The sequence below is a fragment of the Vreelandella alkaliphila genome (assembly GCF_016107625.1).
Classification (GTDB): domain Bacteria; phylum Pseudomonadota; class Gammaproteobacteria; order Pseudomonadales; family Halomonadaceae; genus Vreelandella; species Vreelandella alkaliphila.
Window position 1 is genome coordinate 1 of sequence record NZ_JABASV010000004.1, and the last position, 18,382, is coordinate 18,382.

General features: G+C 51.0%; 16 protein-coding genes. 4 read left to right on the top strand and 12 right to left on the bottom strand.

Annotated features, from left to right (window positions below):
• Positions 1 to 416: 416 nt before the first annotated feature.
• The 3 genes from JFC11_RS07085 to JFC11_RS07095 all read right to left on the bottom strand — a co-directional run bounded on the left by JFC11_RS07085 (position 417) and on the right by JFC11_RS07095 (position 3,489).
• Positions 417 to 1,100: a hypothetical protein gene (locus JFC11_RS07085; RefSeq protein WP_198349086.1), complete on the bottom strand. Its 684-nt coding sequence runs from the start codon at positions 1,098 to 1,100 to the stop codon at positions 417 to 419.
• A 306-nt stretch (positions 1,101 to 1,406) separates the two neighbouring features.
• Complete coding sequence (locus JFC11_RS07090; protein ID WP_198349087.1) at positions 1,407 to 1,856, bottom strand: hypothetical protein; 450 nt, start codon at positions 1,854 to 1,856, stop codon at positions 1,407 to 1,409.
• A gap of 70 nt (positions 1,857 to 1,926) precedes the next feature.
• Entirely contained in the window at positions 1,927 to 3,489 is a 1,563-nt protein-coding gene (locus JFC11_RS07095) for a hypothetical protein (protein ID WP_198349088.1), read from the bottom strand.
• 503 nt (positions 3,490 to 3,992) lie between these two features.
• Between JFC11_RS07095 and JFC11_RS07100 the strand changes: the two genes are divergently transcribed.
• On the top strand, positions 3,993 to 4,913 hold the full coding sequence (locus tag JFC11_RS07100) for a ketopantoate reductase family protein (protein ID WP_198349089.1): 921 nt from the start codon (positions 3,993 to 3,995) through the stop codon (positions 4,911 to 4,913).
• A gap of 680 nt (positions 4,914 to 5,593) precedes the next feature.
• Here the strand turns inward: JFC11_RS07100 and JFC11_RS07105 are convergent.
• From JFC11_RS07105 to JFC11_RS07145, 9 genes are all read right to left on the bottom strand, one after another.
• Entirely contained in the window at positions 5,594 to 6,226 is a 633-nt protein-coding gene (locus JFC11_RS07105; RefSeq protein WP_198349090.1) for a glutathione S-transferase family protein, read from the bottom strand.
• A gap of 192 nt (positions 6,227 to 6,418) precedes the next feature.
• Positions 6,419 to 7,339 carry a 3-hydroxyisobutyrate dehydrogenase gene (gene mmsB, locus JFC11_RS07110; RefSeq protein WP_319618842.1) on the bottom strand — a complete coding sequence of 307 codons (921 nt, stop codon included), beginning with the start codon at positions 7,337 to 7,339 and terminating at the stop codon, positions 6,419 to 6,421.
• Positions 7,340 to 7,363: 24 nt separating this feature from the next.
• Positions 7,364 to 8,479: an enoyl-CoA hydratase/isomerase family protein gene (locus JFC11_RS07115; protein ID WP_198349092.1), complete on the bottom strand. Its 1,116-nt coding sequence runs from the start codon at positions 8,477 to 8,479 to the stop codon at positions 7,364 to 7,366.
• Positions 8,480 to 8,499: 20 nt separating this feature from the next.
• The gene (locus tag JFC11_RS07120) at positions 8,500 to 9,654 is read right to left on the bottom strand and encodes an acyl-CoA dehydrogenase family protein (RefSeq protein ID WP_198349093.1); all 1,155 of its coding nucleotides are present in this window, start codon (positions 9,652 to 9,654) and stop codon (positions 8,500 to 8,502) included.
• Between the two features lie 279 nt (positions 9,655 to 9,933).
• The gene (locus JFC11_RS07125; protein WP_038485111.1) at positions 9,934 to 10,926 is read right to left on the bottom strand and encodes a branched-chain amino acid ABC transporter permease; all 993 of its coding nucleotides are present in this window, start codon (positions 10,924 to 10,926) and stop codon (positions 9,934 to 9,936) included.
• Positions 10,927 to 10,928: 2 nt separating this feature from the next.
• Complete coding sequence (locus tag JFC11_RS07130; protein WP_038485114.1) at positions 10,929 to 11,816, bottom strand: branched-chain amino acid ABC transporter permease; 888 nt, start codon at positions 11,814 to 11,816, stop codon at positions 10,929 to 10,931.
• A gap of 82 nt (positions 11,817 to 11,898) precedes the next feature.
• Positions 11,899 to 13,122 carry an ABC transporter substrate-binding protein gene (locus JFC11_RS07135; protein WP_038485117.1) on the bottom strand — a complete coding sequence of 408 codons (1,224 nt, stop codon included), beginning with the start codon at positions 13,120 to 13,122 and terminating at the stop codon, positions 11,899 to 11,901.
• Between the two features lie 136 nt (positions 13,123 to 13,258).
• On the bottom strand, positions 13,259 to 14,008 hold the full coding sequence (locus tag JFC11_RS07140; RefSeq protein WP_038485120.1) for an ABC transporter ATP-binding protein: 750 nt from the start codon (positions 14,006 to 14,008) through the stop codon (positions 13,259 to 13,261).
• A complete protein-coding gene (locus JFC11_RS07145) occupies positions 14,005 to 14,793 on the bottom strand; it encodes an ABC transporter ATP-binding protein (RefSeq protein WP_038485123.1) in 789 nt (262 codons plus the stop codon). Before JFC11_RS07145 ends, JFC11_RS07140 begins: the two co-directional genes overlap by 4 nt.
• A gap of 360 nt (positions 14,794 to 15,153) precedes the next feature.
• Here JFC11_RS07145 and JFC11_RS07150 point away from each other — a divergent pair, with 360 nt between their 5' ends.
• The 3 genes from JFC11_RS07150 to JFC11_RS07160 are packed head-to-tail and all read left to right on the top strand — an operon-like array spanning position 15,154 to position 18,375.
• Positions 15,154 to 15,567: a MerR family transcriptional regulator gene (locus JFC11_RS07150; protein ID WP_009724565.1), complete on the top strand. Its 414-nt coding sequence runs from the start codon at positions 15,154 to 15,156 to the stop codon at positions 15,565 to 15,567.
• Positions 15,568 to 15,587: 20 nt separating this feature from the next.
• Positions 15,588 to 16,757, top strand: coding sequence for an isovaleryl-CoA dehydrogenase (locus JFC11_RS07155; RefSeq protein ID WP_038485126.1), 1,170 nt, complete (start codon positions 15,588 to 15,590; stop codon positions 16,755 to 16,757).
• A 10-nt stretch (positions 16,758 to 16,767) separates the two neighbouring features.
• Entirely contained in the window at positions 16,768 to 18,375 is a 1,608-nt protein-coding gene (locus JFC11_RS07160; protein ID WP_038485129.1) for a carboxyl transferase domain-containing protein, read from the top strand.
• The last annotated feature ends 7 nt before the right edge of the window (positions 18,376 to 18,382 follow it).

An 18,382-nucleotide genomic window follows, 5' to 3' on the forward strand; every position in this document is an offset into this window, starting at 1 on the left:
TGAAAGGCGTTACTTTAAGAGCCTAACGGGTGTCTAAAATATCCGGGGCGATTCATGTTTATGGTGCGCGAGCATTACGGCGCGAAGATTGCCAACAAGATTGCCCGTATCATGGGGTTCCCCCGCATCGCGAAGGTGGATAGGCGTACTTTCACTCGCCACCTTCAAGCCTCGTCGCGTTTTCGGAACTATCTCATGGATTAGTCAAACGACGGTTTAAGCCAAGCTGTCGTTATATGTCCAGGAACAGCCCTTAGGACTATGTACCCAAGTGTTAACAGTAATAGCTGGAAAATGGCTGATTTCTGTGTGCCGGGCAGTGGCCGTTATGATCAGTAAACTTTACATAACACACATAGGCGGTCATGAGTCTGAGTTTTAAGCCCACGATTCGAGTCATACCGAAAACGTCTAGACTAAAGTAGTCCTGTCATACGTCCGATTGTTTGGACTAGCGAATTCAATGCAGATGAAGCATTTGTAACCGTGTTAAGGCGATCCCAGAATACGCTTTTCGTATCTTCACTCTGCACACCCTCTGGCTTAGACATCTCTTCAGTAAAAATTGCGATATCCGATGCTGCGGCCTGACGCTGCGCTGGCGTTAGGCTCTCATCTATCTCGATGCTACGGCGCAGCTCCGCCAAGACTGATTTTAGCTCGCGCTCAGCGTCAGAGCAGTAGGCATTAACATCCAGCGCGCGTATGTACCCATCCAAAGAGCTGTTGACGACTCCAACCTGACTCTGGATGAACGTTCCACCTGCCACTATATTTGTTACCGGTGTCATCGTCATAGCTACTCGCTGCTCATTGTATAAGTTAATCGCATATTCTAGGTCGTAATGACCGGTTGCTGGTTGATAAAATACGCAATCATGCTCTCGATTAAATAGCTCATGTTCTTGGATCTCATCGGTACGAAGTTCTGTACCGAGTTGCTGAATGAATTCTGGCCTTTCTGCGTAACAGTAAACTGCCACAAATGGAAATGGATCATTGCTCTCTCGGTCTATCACTAGTGCATGATTAAAAGCCTCAGCTTTTTCATCACCTCCAACCCGGGCGGCGAAAGCGATACGAGACTCACGGATTAACAACGAACATGTTGTGCACCTAACCATGGCATTACCTTTAAGTGAAGCAAGCTTAAAACTGAACCCACTTTTCTTTCTTGTAATGTGGCATCGGCAGCCCACTGCAACAAAAACATCGCTAAGATTTCAGACACCGAGGGTACTAACAGGCTCCTCTACTGTTCAACAATGCTATGCTGCGCATTTAAACAACAACGTCTATTTACCAGAATAGACTACGTGCCGAGACTGCGTAATTAATTTCGCATTTCGGCCGAGAGCGGATGCTGAGGAAATGCTGATATAACGTTGTGATGAACGATGATCCTGCTAGACAGCAACTCTACTTAGCACTCTCTCATAGTCATGGCTGAAACTAGAAAGGCAGTTCAAGTCATTTTCGAATTTTACCCTGAAGTCAGCAACCTCCTTGCTTTCAATTTCAAATGTTTTATGAAAATTGGATTCAGGAACAACAATTATTGGTGGTTGTTCATAACTTATAAATTGGTCCGCCGTAATATCAATAATTAAACCAGAATACGAGAGCCATACATGAGTTCGCAACTCTTCTTTACTTCCACCATGAATGCCGTGAACTCGATAGCTATCCTCATGTCCGTTGTCAGTAAGAAATGCTGCCAGTAATAGCGATGCTTCATCACAGCAGGCATGGGGGAAGTTTGTGCAGCCCAGACCTGTTTCAAATTCATTTTTAGGGACACTCACAATTGCATTTCTAAATGCTTTTGCAAGCTGAATAATTGGCTCAATTTCCATTTATGCTCCTTTGCCTAACGTCTTGAATAAGACGCCGATTGGAGCGGTAGCGAAAAATGGTCGGCTTGATTCATTCGTTAGCGCTTTTATGAAACATAGTGACTACTGAAAAATTTGACTCGTATTTTACTTCTATTTTTTCTACAGCCGACATCAAATCCTCGTTTGATATAGTCGAATCTTTTTCTGAAACGATTTTTTGCTCGATAACAACATCTTCACTTATCAACCGAAATCTGCCGTTTTCTATTCCTTCAACCGTACCAGTCAAAACCAAAATCGCCCCAACAACATGGCTTCCAATTGGTGTTGTGACCAAGAATATACACGCTGTCGGTTTTAATGGATCGTAACCACCCCCGTCAACATCAAACTCGACTTTAAACACACTTGGAGCGGCTCCAGAAATACTGTGCATTTGACATATCTGAGAACCATGTCGAGATATTTCTTCCAAAGATATATCAACAATATCATTGACTTCAAAATCGGACAGAATACTAACAGCACATTCTAAAGACTGAAGCTCATCTGAAAAGTCAAACTCCTGTCCGGAGCATCCGACTTGAAGCTCAAGTTTAGGAAGACTTTCGAATAAAAACTCAGCAAATAATTTCTTACCAGAAGAACCAAGCAGGTTTAGCAACTTAACAGCATCCCTAAACTTTTTAACTTCTAGCCGGACGCCTTCTCCTATTGAGAAAGAATAGCTTGCAAAGCCCGTATATGGATTAAAAGTCAGGTCAAAAAATTCACCCTCGACCCTCATCTTTTTTAAAGCATTCGGAACCATCGCATTAAATGGTGAGTTATATAGCTTAGCAATAAATGACAAACCAGGAGACAGCTTATTTTCTTTAAATCGTATCTTACCATCCGCTTTTGGTTTCACATTTGGCATCTCCAATCTTCCACCCTCAGAATCAACAAAAGGGCTTCTGCTTTTTATGCCAAACCGTGTATCAACACCTTTAAAACTTGAAATTTCAACTTGTTCCTCAATTCCCAAAGAGACATCAATTAATGTTTTTAGATTTTCCTCACCATCTGTAGTAAACGTCACTTGAGCGAATCCATTTTCATAACCAGTAGATTCAAGATGAGATTTCTTTGTGGCTATATAATCTTCAATACTGCCGCCAATATGAGATAAAAACCGCTCTTTCATACCTGCGCCATTCAACGACTCAATGGCGTGACTTTCATCATAACTTATAGTCATTTTTCGTTTATTAAAATTATTATCTCTCTCACTCTGGTCTACCTGATGCAGTCTTTTTAAGACCTTGGAAATCAGATTGTCATCAACATGGACAACAAACGCTCTCTGAGCGACCTCCTTCCCGTCGAATTCGATAAAGACAAAAAATGCGGGCATTTGCGCGGTAATCAGTCGCCTTAGATTTGATAAGGTTATGGGTAGTTTTCTTTGGTTCCTATCGGTTGCTTTGACCTGAACTTTGCACTCAAATGCTGACTTATGAATCTCATGAGTTGAGATTCCGGAGCTGAAAGGGAACTCGACAAAAAAATCCCACCCAGTCTTATCTATTTGAGAACCGTTTGGGATCAAGCCAACGTCAGCACACCAAAGACTGAAGGTGCTCTCTCCCATTAACCCTAAATCTCTCATAGTTTCCTTATGACGCTAACAGCGTATTAGACGGCGCGTTCTATGATTGAATGAACGCGCTGGCACTTTTTTCCGACAAATGCAGCCTGCCAGATTCTCCCAAGCCTGTGATCCTTCTGACTACTAAATTCCATTAGGCCGTATAGCCAAAATTCGCGCGCCTGCTGCATTTCCTGGCACGGTCACTTTGGGTCGTAAGCCGGTATTGCATATACCACTTCGCACAAGGCTCCCTCTCCCCTGTAACGCGACTTAGCCTTTCACGCAAAATATTCTTAGCCTTAACGCTAACAGATAAACCTCAGCCCCGTCATTAGTCATTAGCCGCGCATTGCGGTCTTCTGCCACGCCTAGAGCCTGTTCGCTCATAACGCCTTTTAGCTTCCCATCACCAAAGCAAAAAAGCCGATGCCGTGAAGCAACTGCTCACCTCACCTTCATTTCCTTATGCGGAACACGGTAAGCTTGGCGGCAACACCGCTGCTAATGGCTAAAAATCAACGATGACTTCCCATTGGATACTTGGCCCTGGGGCCATTGGTCGCCTGTTGGCGCATTCGCTTTCACCCTTCACTGACGCCATATTGATTGGCCGACGTGCGCTGCCTGAACAACAACACCTGACCACCCCTGAAGGTGAAGAGCGAATTCAGCGGCTGGCGAGCTTTACGGCTGCAGAGCTGACCTCTCACCCACTGCCCACGCCTGGGTTTGTACATATCACCACCAAAGCCATGGCCACCGAGGCGGCGCTTGCCAGCATTGCTGATGTGGTTGCGCCCACGACCCCGCTGGTGCTGTGGCAGAACGGTTTTTTGGCACAGCCGCGTATTACACAAACGTGGCCGGGGCCAGTGCTGTGCGCGACCACTACTCAGGGCGCTTATCTCACTGGAGATGATGGCGTGGTTCACGCAGGGCGCGGGCCGACTTTTATTGGTGATTTAGATAATCAGCACGCGGGATTGGAGAAGGCGTTAGCGGCGCTATTGAGTGAGGCAGGCTTTACCGCAACGGCGGTGAGCGATATACGCCAACGCTTGTGGCAAAAATTGGCGGTGAATGCGGCGATCAACCCATTGGTGGCGCTCAATGGCGTGCGCAATGGTGAGCTGCGCGGTGATGCTTATGCAGGCCGTTTGGCAGCGGTGGTCAAAGAGGTCGCGGCGATTTTAAAGCAGGAAAACATTGCACCACCGAATGGTGGCGAAGGTAAAAACGCGTGGTTGGCGCTGGTGTGGCAGGTGGTGGAGAACACCGCTAACAATAAGGCCTCGATGTTGCAGGATATTGAGGCCAGGCGTCCCACCGAGCGCGGGGCGATTTTAGGGCCGTTGATTGATAGCGCCGAGCGCCATGGCTTGCCGTGTGGGGTGTTGAAGGAACTTAATAGCGAATTGGCTAAATTGGAGGCGGAGTTTTAGGGAACATTTAGTGGCTGAATCATCGCGCGCTAAAGCGCCCTCCCAGAATATTAAATTGCCCTTATTTACTGTGCTGTCAGGGCTGTGCTGTGCCACTTACAACCGCTGCGCCGGTCTGCCATTGCGGGTGCGCTTCGCTTACCACGCACTACAAAATCCGTCTGCTCCATCGCGTATATGCCCGATAAGATCCGTGTATTGAGCCGTTTAGCAAATTGTAGCGCGGGTAACGCATGGCGAGGGACGAGCCATAAGGCACCCGCGATGGTAGCGCATCTCTTAGGCTGTCCCTTACAGACTAGCCAAACACTGCTGCGCCGGGTTGCCATTGCGGGTGCGCTTCGCTTACCACACACTACGAAACCCGTATGCTCCATCGCGTATATGCCCGATAAGATCCGTGTATTGAGCCGTTTGGCAAATTGTAGCGCGGGTAACGCATGGTGAGGGACGAGCCATAAGGCACCCGCGATGGTAGCGCAGCTCTTAGGCTGTCCCTTACAGACTAGCCAAATACTGCTGCGCTGGTCTGCCATTGCGGGTGCGCTTCGCTTACCACGCACTACAAAATCTGTCTGCTCCATCGCATAAATGCACGATAAAGCCCGTGTATTCTGCTGATTAGCAAACTGTAGCGCGCTAAAGCGCCCTCCCTTCATCAGGAAGGGCCGCTATCTACATCACGTTACAGGAATCATCACTACGTTCTGAAAGGCGGGGCGTTCTGCAAGCTGTTGGTACCAGCGCTCCAGGCTGGGGCGCCGCTGCCAGGTTAACCCAATGTTCCATAAATTATAGATAAAAGGCGCTAAGGCGATGTCGCCGAGGCCAAATTCATCGCCGGAAAACCAGGGTTGGCTTTGGTTTGCCAGCGCGTTATCTAGCAGTTCGAATGACCTTTCACAGGCTAGCATTCCGGCATCAATAGCATCGTTATCACGCTCTTCCGGCGGTGTTCTTACGAACCCCTGCAAAATAACGCGGTGCCTGGGCGAAAGCGTATTGTTCGCCCAGTCCATCCATTTCTCTGCCTGGGCGCGCTTGGCGGGGTTATCTACCCATAAGTTACCTTGGCCATACTGCGCAGCCAGGTAGCGGACAATGGTGTTGGATTCCCATAACACGCTATCGGTAGCGTCGTCTTTAAGTAGCGGCACTAGCCCATTGGGGTTCATGGCCAAGTACGCTGAGGTATTGTTGACCCCGTGCTGCATTCCTGCCGGAATTTGCTCAAACGTCAATCCGAGCTCTTCAAGTACCCAGCGTACTTTTTTGACGTTAGTCGAGTTATTGCGGCCCCAAAGCGTAATCATGGCAGTCCTTTTATCTGAGCATACATCTGAGAATAGTGAAGAGAATGAGTTTGCCCGCCCTTGAAGCCAGTGACAAGGGGCGGCTTATGCCGCCCTCTCGCGGGTGCCTCATGTTGATCGTTCCGCGCAAAACTCGTTACCACGCGCTACACCACCACTTGCTCCTCACCATTTTTCATTCACGCCTTAGCCTCACTCCTTATCTTGATAAAACTGCAGCAGGCTGGAGAAGTCGAGTTTGCCGTTGCCACCTGCTTTATGCAGGGTGAATAGCGAACGTGCGGCAGAGCCCATGGGCACTGGTGAGGCACTTTGCTGGCTAACATCCATGGCGAGACCCAGGTCTTTAATCATCAGGTCTACCTGGAAGCCGCCTTGATAGCCCTTCGAGGCGGGGGCATTTTCCATCACCCCTGGGTACGGGTTGTAAACGTTTAGCGCCCAGTTTCCCCCAGAGCTTTGTTTCATTATTTCGGAAAGCACCGCTGGGTCCAGGCCATTTTTCACGCCCATATTGATCGCTTCGCAGGTGCCCGCCATCAGAATGGAAAGCAGCATGTTGTTGCACACTTTGGCCACCTGACCTGCACCGTGGTCGCCGGCGTGGAAGATATTCTTACCCATCACCTCGAGCACGGGCTTAGCCTGTTCAAATTGTGCCGCGCTACCGCCCACAATAAAGCTCAATGTGCCGGCCTGCGCTCCGCCTACACCGCCAGACACAGGCGCGTCGACAAAGCCAACACCTTTCTCAGCGCCAGCGGTAGCCACGCTGCGGGCGGTATCCGCATCGATGGTCGAGCAGTCAATCACCAGAGCGCTCTTTTTGATGACATCAAACAGCGGCTCGTCGCCATCCACATACAGCCCACGCACATGTTTGCCTGCGGGCAGCATGGAAATAATAAAATCTGCGTCGGTGGCCGCTGCTTTTGCAGAGGCTGCTACTTTACAGCCTTGGGATTTAGCTGTTTCCAAGGCTTGTTTAGAAAGATCGAACGCGCGAACGTTAAAGCCCGCTTTCGCCAAGTTGGCCGCCATGGGGCCGCCCATATTGCCTAAACCGATAAACGCAACAGTGGTCATCTTTATTGTCCTTGTTAGAAAATTGATGGGGAAATGGGTTGAAGAAATAGCTTAGTGAAGATCCGCCAGAGGGCTCTTTTGCCACGGCGAAGCCAGCAGCTCATCGATAAAAGTTTGTTCGACGGACGCGACATCTGAGTATTTCCAGGCAGGCTTACCGTCTTTATCGACCAACAGCGCACGTACGCCTTCGGGGAACTCCTGATGGCGGCAACACTGCACTGAAAGCGCCAGCTCAAACTGAAACACCTCAGCCAACGACATGTGCTTGGCACGCTTTAGCTGCTCATCAATCAGCTTCACTGATACGGGGCTGCCGTGGGAAAGCGTTTTCTGCGCTTTGCTGAACCATTTGTCATCACTACGAACCGCCAGTACGGCATCCACGGCTTGCTCAACCGTATCGTGATCCATTAGCTCACGAATCAATGCGGCGGATTTTTGAACCGGCGATTCCAGCTCGGCGAATACCTCTTGAGACGCTTGTTCAAACTCGCGCAGCACGCGATTGACGACACCATGGGCGTCAGTTTGCTTTCCTTCTCCCCAGGTGGCATCCATCAGTTTTTGAGCAAGGTCTGCGCGGTAATGGCTAGCGATCGCACGATCAGCCAGGCCGAGATGAACGGCATCTGGCGCGTTTATTTGGCTGCCGGTCATGGCTAAAAAGCGTCCGGTACCATTTGGCAGGCGGTTTAAAAACCAGCTAGCGCCAACGTCCGGGTAAAGGCCAATCGTCACTTCTGGCATCGCCAGCCGAGAGGTTTCCGTCACGATTCGGTGGCTGCTACCGCTAAGCAATCCCATTCCCCCACCCATCACAATACCGCTGCCCCAGCAAATGACCGGCTTGGGATAGGTGTGGAGCAGGTAATCCAGGCGGTACTCGTGTTCAAAGAAGCGCTCAGGAAAATCTGGTTCGCCGTCACCTTTAATCGCTTTATACAGATTGACGACATCGCCCCCTGCGCAAAACGCTTTTTCTCCGGCGCTATCCAGCAGAACAGCAACAACTCGCTCGTCGGTTTGCCACGCTTTCAAGCGCGGCAGAATTTCTTCAATCATCTTTAACGTCAGGGCATTCAGTGAACGCTCGGCGTTAAGCTTGATCTCGCCAATAACATGGCCATCTTGGGTGGCGTGTTCAGCAAACAGTACGCTACTCATTCCATTGTCCTTGTAGTTGGCTACAGCTCAGAGGCACCATCAGAGAGCACGCGACGGGAAATAATCAGCCGCATGATTTCGTTAGTTCCTTCCAAAATACGGTGTACGCGAGAGTCACGCACATAGCGCTCCATCGGATACTCTTTAATGTAGCCGTTGCCACCATAGAGCTGCAGCGCCTCATCACACACCTTGAAGCCGACATCAGTCGCAAAGCGCTTAGCCATGGCGCAATAGGTAGTGGCATCGGGGTGGCCAGCATCCAGTTTTGTGGCTGCCATACGCACTAACTGGCGAGCCGCGACAAGCTCAGTAACCATATCCGCCATACGAAACTGAAGCGCCTGGAAGTCTGCCAAACGCTTGCCAAACTGCTTACGCTCCAGCATATATTCACGGGCTTTGTTGATCGCCTGCTGGGCGGTGCCGATTGAGCAAGTAGCGATGTTGATACGACCGCCATCCAAGCCTTTCATGGCAATTTTAAAGCCATCGCCTTCGTTGCCTAACAGGTGGTTGGCGGGAACGCGCACATCTTCAAAGGTAATCATGCGGGTTGGCTGACTGTTCCAGCCCATTTTGTCTTCCTTACGGCCGTAACTAATGCCGCTTGCTTTCGCATCAACCGCAAAGGCAGAAACGCCGCTGGGGCCTTCGCCCCCAGTACGTGCCATCACTACCAAAAAGTCGGTGCTGCCCGCGCCAGAGATAAACATCTTGCTACCGTTGAGTACGTAGTCATCGCCATCACGCTTGGCGGTGGTTTTAAGCGAGGCCGCATCAGAGCCTGCATTGGGTTCAGTTAAGCAGTAAGAACCCAGCAACTCGCCAGTGGCGAGCTTTTCGCCCCACTGTTCCACTGCTTCAGAGGTGCCGAAGTCAGCCAGCATCCACGTCACCATATTATGAATGGTGAGATAAGCGGTGGTTGAGGTACAGCCCATGGAAAGCTGTTCAAAAATAATGCTGGCATCTAGGCGGGAAAGACCAAGCCCGCCAACGCGCTCTGGCGCGTAAAGTGAACAAAAACCTAACTCCCCCGCTTTGCGGATAACATCAACAGGAAAGAAGGCTTCTGCATCCCACTTTGCAGCGTGGGGCTCTAACTCGTTCTGGGCGAATGCCCGAGCCATATCGGAAAAAGCGACCTGGTCTTCACTTAACTCAAAATTCATGGCGAATCTCCGCAGCATGCGTCGCTGAACAGCCTTTGAGCAGGCTGGGCAGCTTGGCGTTTGCTATTATCTTTATTAGCCGTTGGCGTTATTGGCAATTGTCTTTACTGGCTATCGTCTTTACTGGCTATCGTCTTTACTGGCAATGTTGACGTTTACGTTAACTTATATTCTTACTCTGACAGGTGCAACCGGCTTAGCTCACTACCTTTGGCGTAGAGGCGTGATTTGGGCAGAAAAAAGGGTGCCCTAGGGCACCCAATCATCGGACAGAACCGGTTATTTGAAATTTTTGCGATACATTTTGGTGAGCTCACCCACAATGCCGCTGCGGAAGCTAAGTACGCAGACAACAAAGATAATCCCCAGAATGACGCTTACCCAGTTACCCAACGGCGACTGTGCCAAAATGTGCTGCAGGCTAACCACAATGCCCGCACCCATAAGGGGCCCAAGCAGTGTGCCTACCCCACCCAGCAGCGTCATTAGGATAACTTCACCCGACATGTGCCAGTGTGCATCGGTTAACGACGCCAGCTGAAACACGACGGTTTTAGTAGACCCCGCTAACCCGGCCAACGCCGCAGAGAGAACAAACGCCAGCAGCTTGTAAGCATCAACGTTGTAGCCCAGCGAAATAGCACGCGGTTCATTTTCACGAATCGCTTTAAGCACCTGCCCAAAGGGGGAATGCACGGTGCGTTGGATTAGCGCAAAACCAAATATGAAGATGGCAAAAACGAAGTAATACATCGCCAGGTTGCTGCTCAAACTGATCACGCCAAACAAGTCACCGCGTGGCACGCCATGCAAGCCATCCTCACCACCGGTAAACGATGACTGAACAAAGACGAAAAACATCAGCTGAGCCAGTGCCAATGTCACCATGGCAAAGTAAATGCCCTGACGCCGGATCGAAAGCACCCCGAATAACAGCCCTAACAGGGTTGCCATTAAGGTGCCCGCAATAATCCCCACCTCTGGCGTTAGCCCTGGATAGCTTGCCAACAAGTAGCCGGTAACATAACCACCGGTGGCTAAAAATGCCGCGTGCCCGAACGAGAGCAACCCCGCATAGCCCAGCAACAAATTAAAGGCGCAGGCAAAAAGCGCGAAGCATAGAATTTTCATTAGAAAAACGGGATAGGCCAAAAAAGGAGCGACTAACCCGATGGCCAAGAGCGCTATATAAAACATGTTACGGCGCATTTTGGCCCGCTTCTGTCGCTCTTTTACGGCTGATGGCGCATTGAGTGCTTGAGAGTCTGCCATGGTTATGCCTCCTTACCGAACAGCCCAGCGGGGCGTAACATGAGCACCAATATCATCACCAAGAAGATCACGGTATTGGAGGCTTCGGGGTAATACACTTTGGTTAAGCCTTCGATGATCCCCATACCCAGGCCAGTAAGAATCGCACCTAGAATAGATCCCATTCCACCAATGACGACCACCGCGAACACCACAATCAGCAAGCTTGACCCCATGGTCGGTGATACAGGATATAGCGGCGCTGCCAACACCCCCGCAAAAGCGGCTAGCGCTACGCCAAAGCCATAAGTAAGCGTAATTAATAGCGGTACGTTTACCCCAAACGCTTGCATCAGCTGGGAGTTTTCAGTACCTGCACGCAGATAAGCCCCCAACCGGGTGCGCTCAATCATAAACCAGGTAAATAGACACATGGCCAGTGCCGCTACCAGCACCCAGGCACGGTAGGTAGGCAGGAACATGAAGCCTAGATTCAGGCCGCCTTGCAGTGCTTCAGGAGTCGCGTACCGCGCACCCGAAACGCCAAAGAAATTTACCAGCGTGCCTTCAAAAATTAGTGCCAACCCGAAGGTGAGCAGCAGTCCATAAAGATGGTCTAAATGGGCAATGCGACGCAGTAAAAAGCGCTCCATTAACATGCCGAAACCACCCACCACCAGTGGCACCAGAAACAGCGCCAGCCAATAGTTGATGCCTAAATAGCGAAAGCCTAGCAGTGCGGCGAAGGCTCCCAGCATGTATTGCGCCCCATGGGCAAAGTTGACGATCTTCAGTAGGCCGAAGATGACCGCCAGACCCAAGCTAAGCAGTGCGTAAAAGGCTCCATTCACAAGCCCAAGCGTTAGCTGGCCCATGAAAACGGCTAATGGCACGCCGAATATCATCGTCATTGTATGACTCTCCTCGCCGTCAAGCGGTTGGTGGCAAGTTGCCACCAACCAGTTCTAACGTCACTTGCGGTTGTTATTCGACTTAGTTTTGAACCAGTTTGCACTGGCTATCAGAGAGCGGACGGTAGGCTTCATCGGCAGGAATGGTGCTGAGGATTTCATACAGATCCCACTCACCGGTAGACTCTTCCGGTGTTTTCACTTGGGCAAGGTACATGTCATGAATCATACGACCATCTTCACGAATGGAGCCGTTACGCGCAAAGAAGTCTTCAATAGGCATATCAGCCATCTGGGCGCGTACAACTTCAGGGTCGTCGGTTCCCGCTGCTTCTACGGCTTTCAGGTAGTGCATGGTGCTTGAGTAGATACCCGCCTGAACCATGGTGGGCATACGGCCAACTTCTTCAAAGTAGCGCTCAGACCATTCACGAGACTCTTCATCCATGTTCCAGTACCAGCCAGTGGTTAGCAGCAGCCCTTGGGTGGATTCCAGGCCTAGCGCGTGAACATCGTTGAGGAAAATCAATAGGCCTGCTAGCTGCTGGCCGCTCTGCGTGAGACCGAACTGGCTAGCGGTGGTGATCGCGTTAACAGTGTCGGCGCCAGCGTTAGCCAAACCAACAATCTTCGCACCAGACCCTTGGGCCTGCAGGATGTAAGAGGAGAAGTCGCTTGTCGGGAACGGGTGACGCACGCCGCCAACAATCTCGCCGCCATTGGCTTCAACTACGTTGGTCACATCTGCTTCCAGCGCATGGCCGAACGCATAATCAGCGGTTAGCAAGAACCAGCTGTCGCCGCCCTGCTCTACGACTGCTTTTGCGGTACCGTTCGCCAGAGGGTAAGTATCGTAAACCCAGTGGATGTGGTTTGGCGTACAGTGTTCATTGGTAATGCTTGATGCCGCAGAACCCGACACAATGCCCAGGCCATTGTTTTCTTCAAGCACTTTAGTGACGGCAATAGACACCGAGGACGCCACTAGGCCACCCACCATGTCGACGTTACGCTGGTCGATCCACTCACGCACCGTGTTAGCACCGACGTCGGCACTGTTACGATCATCAGCACTAAAAATCACGATGGGCGAGCCGTTAACACTGCCACCAAAATCAGCAACCGCCATTTCCATGGCTGTTTCGCCACCTGGGCCAGCTAAGTCACGGTAAGTACCTGACATATCTGCCAAATAACCAATGCGTACCTCATTATCGCTAATTTCAGCGTGAGCGGTTGAGACTGCCATAGTAGAAGCGGCGGCAACGGCGATGCTGGCGGTCAGCGTTTTTTTCATAAAGGTCATGTTCGTCTCCTGGCCCTTGAGGCCTTTGTTGTTGTGTTACGACGTACGAATGAAATACTTACAGAGCGTTTAGTGTTGTTAATGCTGTAGTGCACATACTGCGAAGCTGATGCTGCGTTTATGATCTAGATTGGCGTTATACCCCCAGCATAGTGTTGAGATGGTCTCGACGTGACGGAAGCTGCTCAGCGCTAATCTCTTCAACAATTTGGCCGTGATCCATTACAAAATGGCGATCTGCCAGCGGCGCTGCAAAACGGAAGTTCTGCTCCACCAGAACAATGGTCATACCGCGCTCTTTCAGTTGAATAAGCACTTCGCCAAGTTTTTGCACAATAACGGGGGCTAAGCCTTCGGTAATTTCATCGAGCAGCAAAAGACGCGCACCGGTGCGTAGAATGCGTGCCATGGCAAGCATCTGCTGCTCACCGCCAGAAAGCCTCGTCCCCTGGCTTCTGCGACGCTCGTAAAGGTTAGGAAACATGCCGTAGATTTCATCTAGGCTCATTCCACCAGAGCGAACTGTCGGTGGAAGTAATAAATTCTCGTGCACATCCAAGCTGGCAAAAATACCGCGCTCTTCGGGGCAGTAACCAATACCAAGCCTTGGAATATGGTGCGCCTTCATATTCAGCGTTTCGTTGCCATTAATCACAATCGAGCCGGTGCGACGCCCGACCATATTCATAATGGACTTCAGGGTAGTACTACGTCCCGCGCCGTTGCGCCCCAGCAGCGTAACCAGCTCTCCACGCTTAACATCGAAGTTCACGCCGTGAAGAATGTGTGATTCACCATAGAAAGCGTGCAAGTCTTGCACTCTCAGCATTTCTAGCGTTTGGGAATCGGCTAGCTCGTTGGTTTCATAGGCTTCAGCGGTATTCATACGGCAGCCTCCTCTTCAGCAGCTTCACTGCCCATATAAGCCTCGCGCACTAATGGATTGCGGGAAACCTCTTCATAGTTACCTTCGGCCAACACCGCGCCGCGGGCTAATACCGTAATACGGTCACAAAGCCTGCTAACCACGCTCAAATTGTGCTCCACCATCAAAACGGTGCGCCCTTTCGAGACACGCTTAATCAGCGCGACGATACGGTCAACATCCTCAGCCCCCATGCCCTGGGTCGGCTCGTCCAACAGCATCATCGTAGGATCAAGCGCCAGCGTGGTGGCAACTTCCAGTGCGCGCTTACGGCCGTAAGGCATTTCTACCGTTAATGTATCGGCGTATTCACGCAGGCCTACCTCATCAAGCAGCTCTAACGCACGCTCATTAAGGTGATCTAGCGACTTCTCTGATTTCCAGAAGTGAAACGATGTGCCTAATTGACGCTGTAGCGCTACTCGGACGTTTTCCAGCGCCGTCATGTGCGCAAACACCGCTGAAATTTGAAATGAGCGCACGAGACCCAGCTGTGCGATCTCATTGGATTTCTTGCTGGTAATGGGCTTACCGCGATAAAGAATTTCTCCACGTGTAGGCGGCAGAAACTTGGTTAGCAAATTAAAAACGGTGGTCTTTCCAGCACCGTTGGGACCAATCAGGGCGTGAATATGCCCTTCCTGAACTTGAAGATTAACGTCATCCACGGCGGTAAAACCGCGGAATTCTTTGGTCAGCCCTCTGGTCTCGAGCACTGGCCCATTAAGAACATCGTCTGCACGCATGGAGTGGTAAGCCTCTTTTTGTTCTTGTGTTCGGGTGTTCTTGTATCCGGGTGTTGGGTGCTGACATTTCACCAACTGCGTCACCAAGTGAAACTCGTTAGCCGGCAACACACCCTTACCTGAACGTAAGGTGTAGGTGCAAACTAGCAATCACTTGAGGGGTATTACAATTACAACTTTGGTCTACGCTTCTTTAACGTTTCTTCACATTAACAATCTAAATTATTATTTTTCAATAGCTTATAAAAAAATCAAGGAAAACAAAAAAGCACAACTACTGCTTTACGTTAACGTAAACTTGTTTTAGCCTCATGGTCAGTGTTCCATAGGGACATTCCCCTATCGACGAGAACAATGATCATGAGCAAAACCTACACGATCAGTGAATTGGCCAGCGAGTTCGACGTTACCACTCGAAGCATTCGCTTCTATGAAGATCAGGAGTTACTCCACCCTGCTCGCCGTGGCCAAACACGCATCTACAGCAGCAAAGATCGCGTGCGTCTGAAATTAACGCTACGCGGTAAACGACTCGGCTTTTCCTTAGCAGAAATTCGCGAACTCTTTGAGCTGTGGGATGAAACCCGCAGCGGCAGCGAAAAGCAGTTGCATCTGATGCTAAGCAAAATCAGCGAGCGTAAATCGGCTCTAGAACAACAAATGAAAGACATCACGATGGTGCAGCTGGAACTTGAAAGCGCTGAAATTCGCTGCCGCCAGGCTCTTGAAGAACTCAATGAAAAACCTTCTTTAACGACGAAAAGCTCCCTTTAACAATGACAAGGTGATTGACCATGTTTTCACACTATTCAGAACTCAATTTCGGCCTCGACGATGAACTGAACATGCTGCGCGAGCAGGTCAATGCCTTTGCCGCTAGCGAAATTGCCCCGCGCGCTGCTGAAATCGACCGCAACAACGAATTCCCAAATGATCTGTGGAAGAAGTTTGGCGACATGGGTCTATTGGGGATTACCGTATCTGAAGAAGATGGCGGTAGTGGTATGGGCTATCTTGCCCACTGTATTGCGATGGAAGAGATTTCCCGGGCAAGCGCCTCTGTCGCACTCTCCTATGGCGCGCACTCAAACCTGTGTGTCAATCAGTTAAAGATCAACGCCAGCGCGGCACAAAAAGAGAAATACCTGCCCAAGCTGATCAGCGGTGACCACGTAGGTGCACTGGCAATGTCAGAGCCAGGTGCGGGGTCTGATGTCGTGTCAATGCAGCTACGCGCCAAGCTGGATGGCGATCATTACATCCTTAACGGCAACAAGATGTGGATCACCAACGGCCCTGACGCCGACGTATTAGTGGTGTATGCCAAGACCGACCCGGAAGCAGGCTCTAAAGGCATTACAGCGTTCATTATTGAAAAAGGCATGCCTGGCTTCACTACGGCACAGAAGCTCGACAAGCTGGGTATGCGCGGCTCTAACACCTGCGAACTGGTTTTCCAAGACTGTAAAGTACCGGTTGAAAACGTACTGGGTGAGGTCGGTAAAGGGGTTCGCGTTCTCATGAGCGGTTTGGATTATGAGCGCACCGTTCTGGCTGCTGGTCCCATTGGTATTATGCAAGCCGCCATGGACGTCGTGCTGCCCTACATTCATGAGCGCAAGCAGTTCAACCAGTCGATCGGCGAGTTCCAGTTGGTGCAAGGAAAAGTGGCGGATATGTACACCACGCTGAACGCTTGTCGCGCCTACTTATATGCCGTTGCCGGAGCCTGCGACCGCGGCCAGACCTCGCGTAAAGACGCAGCGGGCGTGATTCTTTACTGTGCAGAGAAAGCCACCCAAGTTGCCCTAGATGCCATTCAGCTGCTCGGCGGCAACGGCTATATCAACGAGTACCCCACCGGTCGCCTTCTGCGCGATGCCAAACTGTATGAAATTGGCGCGGGCACCAGCGAAATTCGCCGGATGCTGATTGGCCGCGAACTCTTCACCGAAACAAAGTAAGGGCCGCGCCATGAGCACACTCTCTACACAGATCAATCCCCGCAGCGACGTCTTTCAAAGCAACGCAGCATCCATGCTGGGGGAAGTTTCTAAGCTTCGAGAATTGACCGCTGCCGTCGCCCAAGGTGGCGGCCCCAAGGCGCGTGAACGCCACGAGAGCCGCGGCAAGCTATTTGTGCGTGACCGTATCGATCACTTAATTGACGAAGGCTCGCCATTTTTAGAGTTTTCCGCCCTGGCAGCCCATCACGTTTACGATAGCGACGTGCCTGCGGCAGGCGTGGTAACGGGCATTGGCCGGGTATCTGGCGTTGAGTGCGTGATTGTGGCCAACGATGCCACGGTAAAAGGCGGTACGTATTTTCCGCTAACGGTGAAAAAGCACCTGCGCGCCCAAGAAATCGCCCGTAAGCACCGTTTACCGTGCATCTATCTAGTCGATTCAGGCGGCGCATTCTTACCCCGCCAGGATGAAGTGTTCCCCGATCGCGATCACTTCGGACGCATCTTCTATAACCAGGCCACCATGTCGGCAGAGGGCATCCCGCAAATAGCGGTGGTCATGGGCTCCTGCACGGCTGGCGGTGCGTATGTACCCGCCATGGCGGATGAATCAATCATCGTTAAAGAACAGGGCACGATTTTTCTGGGCGGCCCGCCGTTAGTGAAGGCGGCCACGGGCGAAAACATTAGTGCAGAAGACCTGGGCGGTGCAGATGTGCACGCCAAAATTAGCGGCGTAGCCGACCACTACGCTGAAAATGATGCCCATGCTCTGCAGTTGGCGCGCGCTTGTGTGTCCCGTTTAAATTGGCAAAAGCGCGGCAAATTAGCCATGCAAGCGCCCAAACCTCCCAAACTCGATCCCAGCGAACTTTACGGCATTGTTGGCACCGACCTTAAAAAGCCTTACGACGTTCGCGAAGTCATTGGTCGAATTGTCGATAGCTCTGACTTTGATGAGTTCAAGCGCTACTACGGCGACACCTTGGTAACCGGCTTTGCACATATCCATGGCTATCCGGTTGGCATCGTGGCGAACAACGGCGTGCTGTTTTCAGAGAGCGCGGTAAAAGGCGCGCACTTTATCGAGCTTTGCGCTCAGCGCAAGATTCCACTGGTGTTCCTGCAAAACATTACTGGCTTCATGGTCGGCTCTAAGTACGAGCATGAAGGCATCGCTAAGCACGGTGCGAAGTTAGTAACTGCCGTAGCGTGCGCCAAAGTACCCAAGTTCACCGTTTTGATTGGCGGCAGTTTTGGCGCAGGTAACTACGGAATGTGTGGTCGCGCTTATGACCCCAACCTGCTGTTCATGTGGCCCAACGCGCGTATTTCGGTAATGGGCGGCGAGCAGGCAGCAGGCGTGCTCTCGCAGGTCAAACGTGAGCAGTATGAGCGCGATGGCCGCGAGTGGAGCAAAGAGGAAGAAGAGGCCTTTAAACAGCCCACTCGCGACCAGTACGAGCACCAGGGTCACCCCTATTATGCTAGCGCCCGCCTATGGGATGACGGCGTCATTGATCCACTTCAAACCCGCGACGTATTAGGGCTTTCTCTAGCCGCGGCCATGAATGCTGAAGTAGAAGAGACGCGCTTCGGCGTGTTCCGGATGTAAGGGCGAA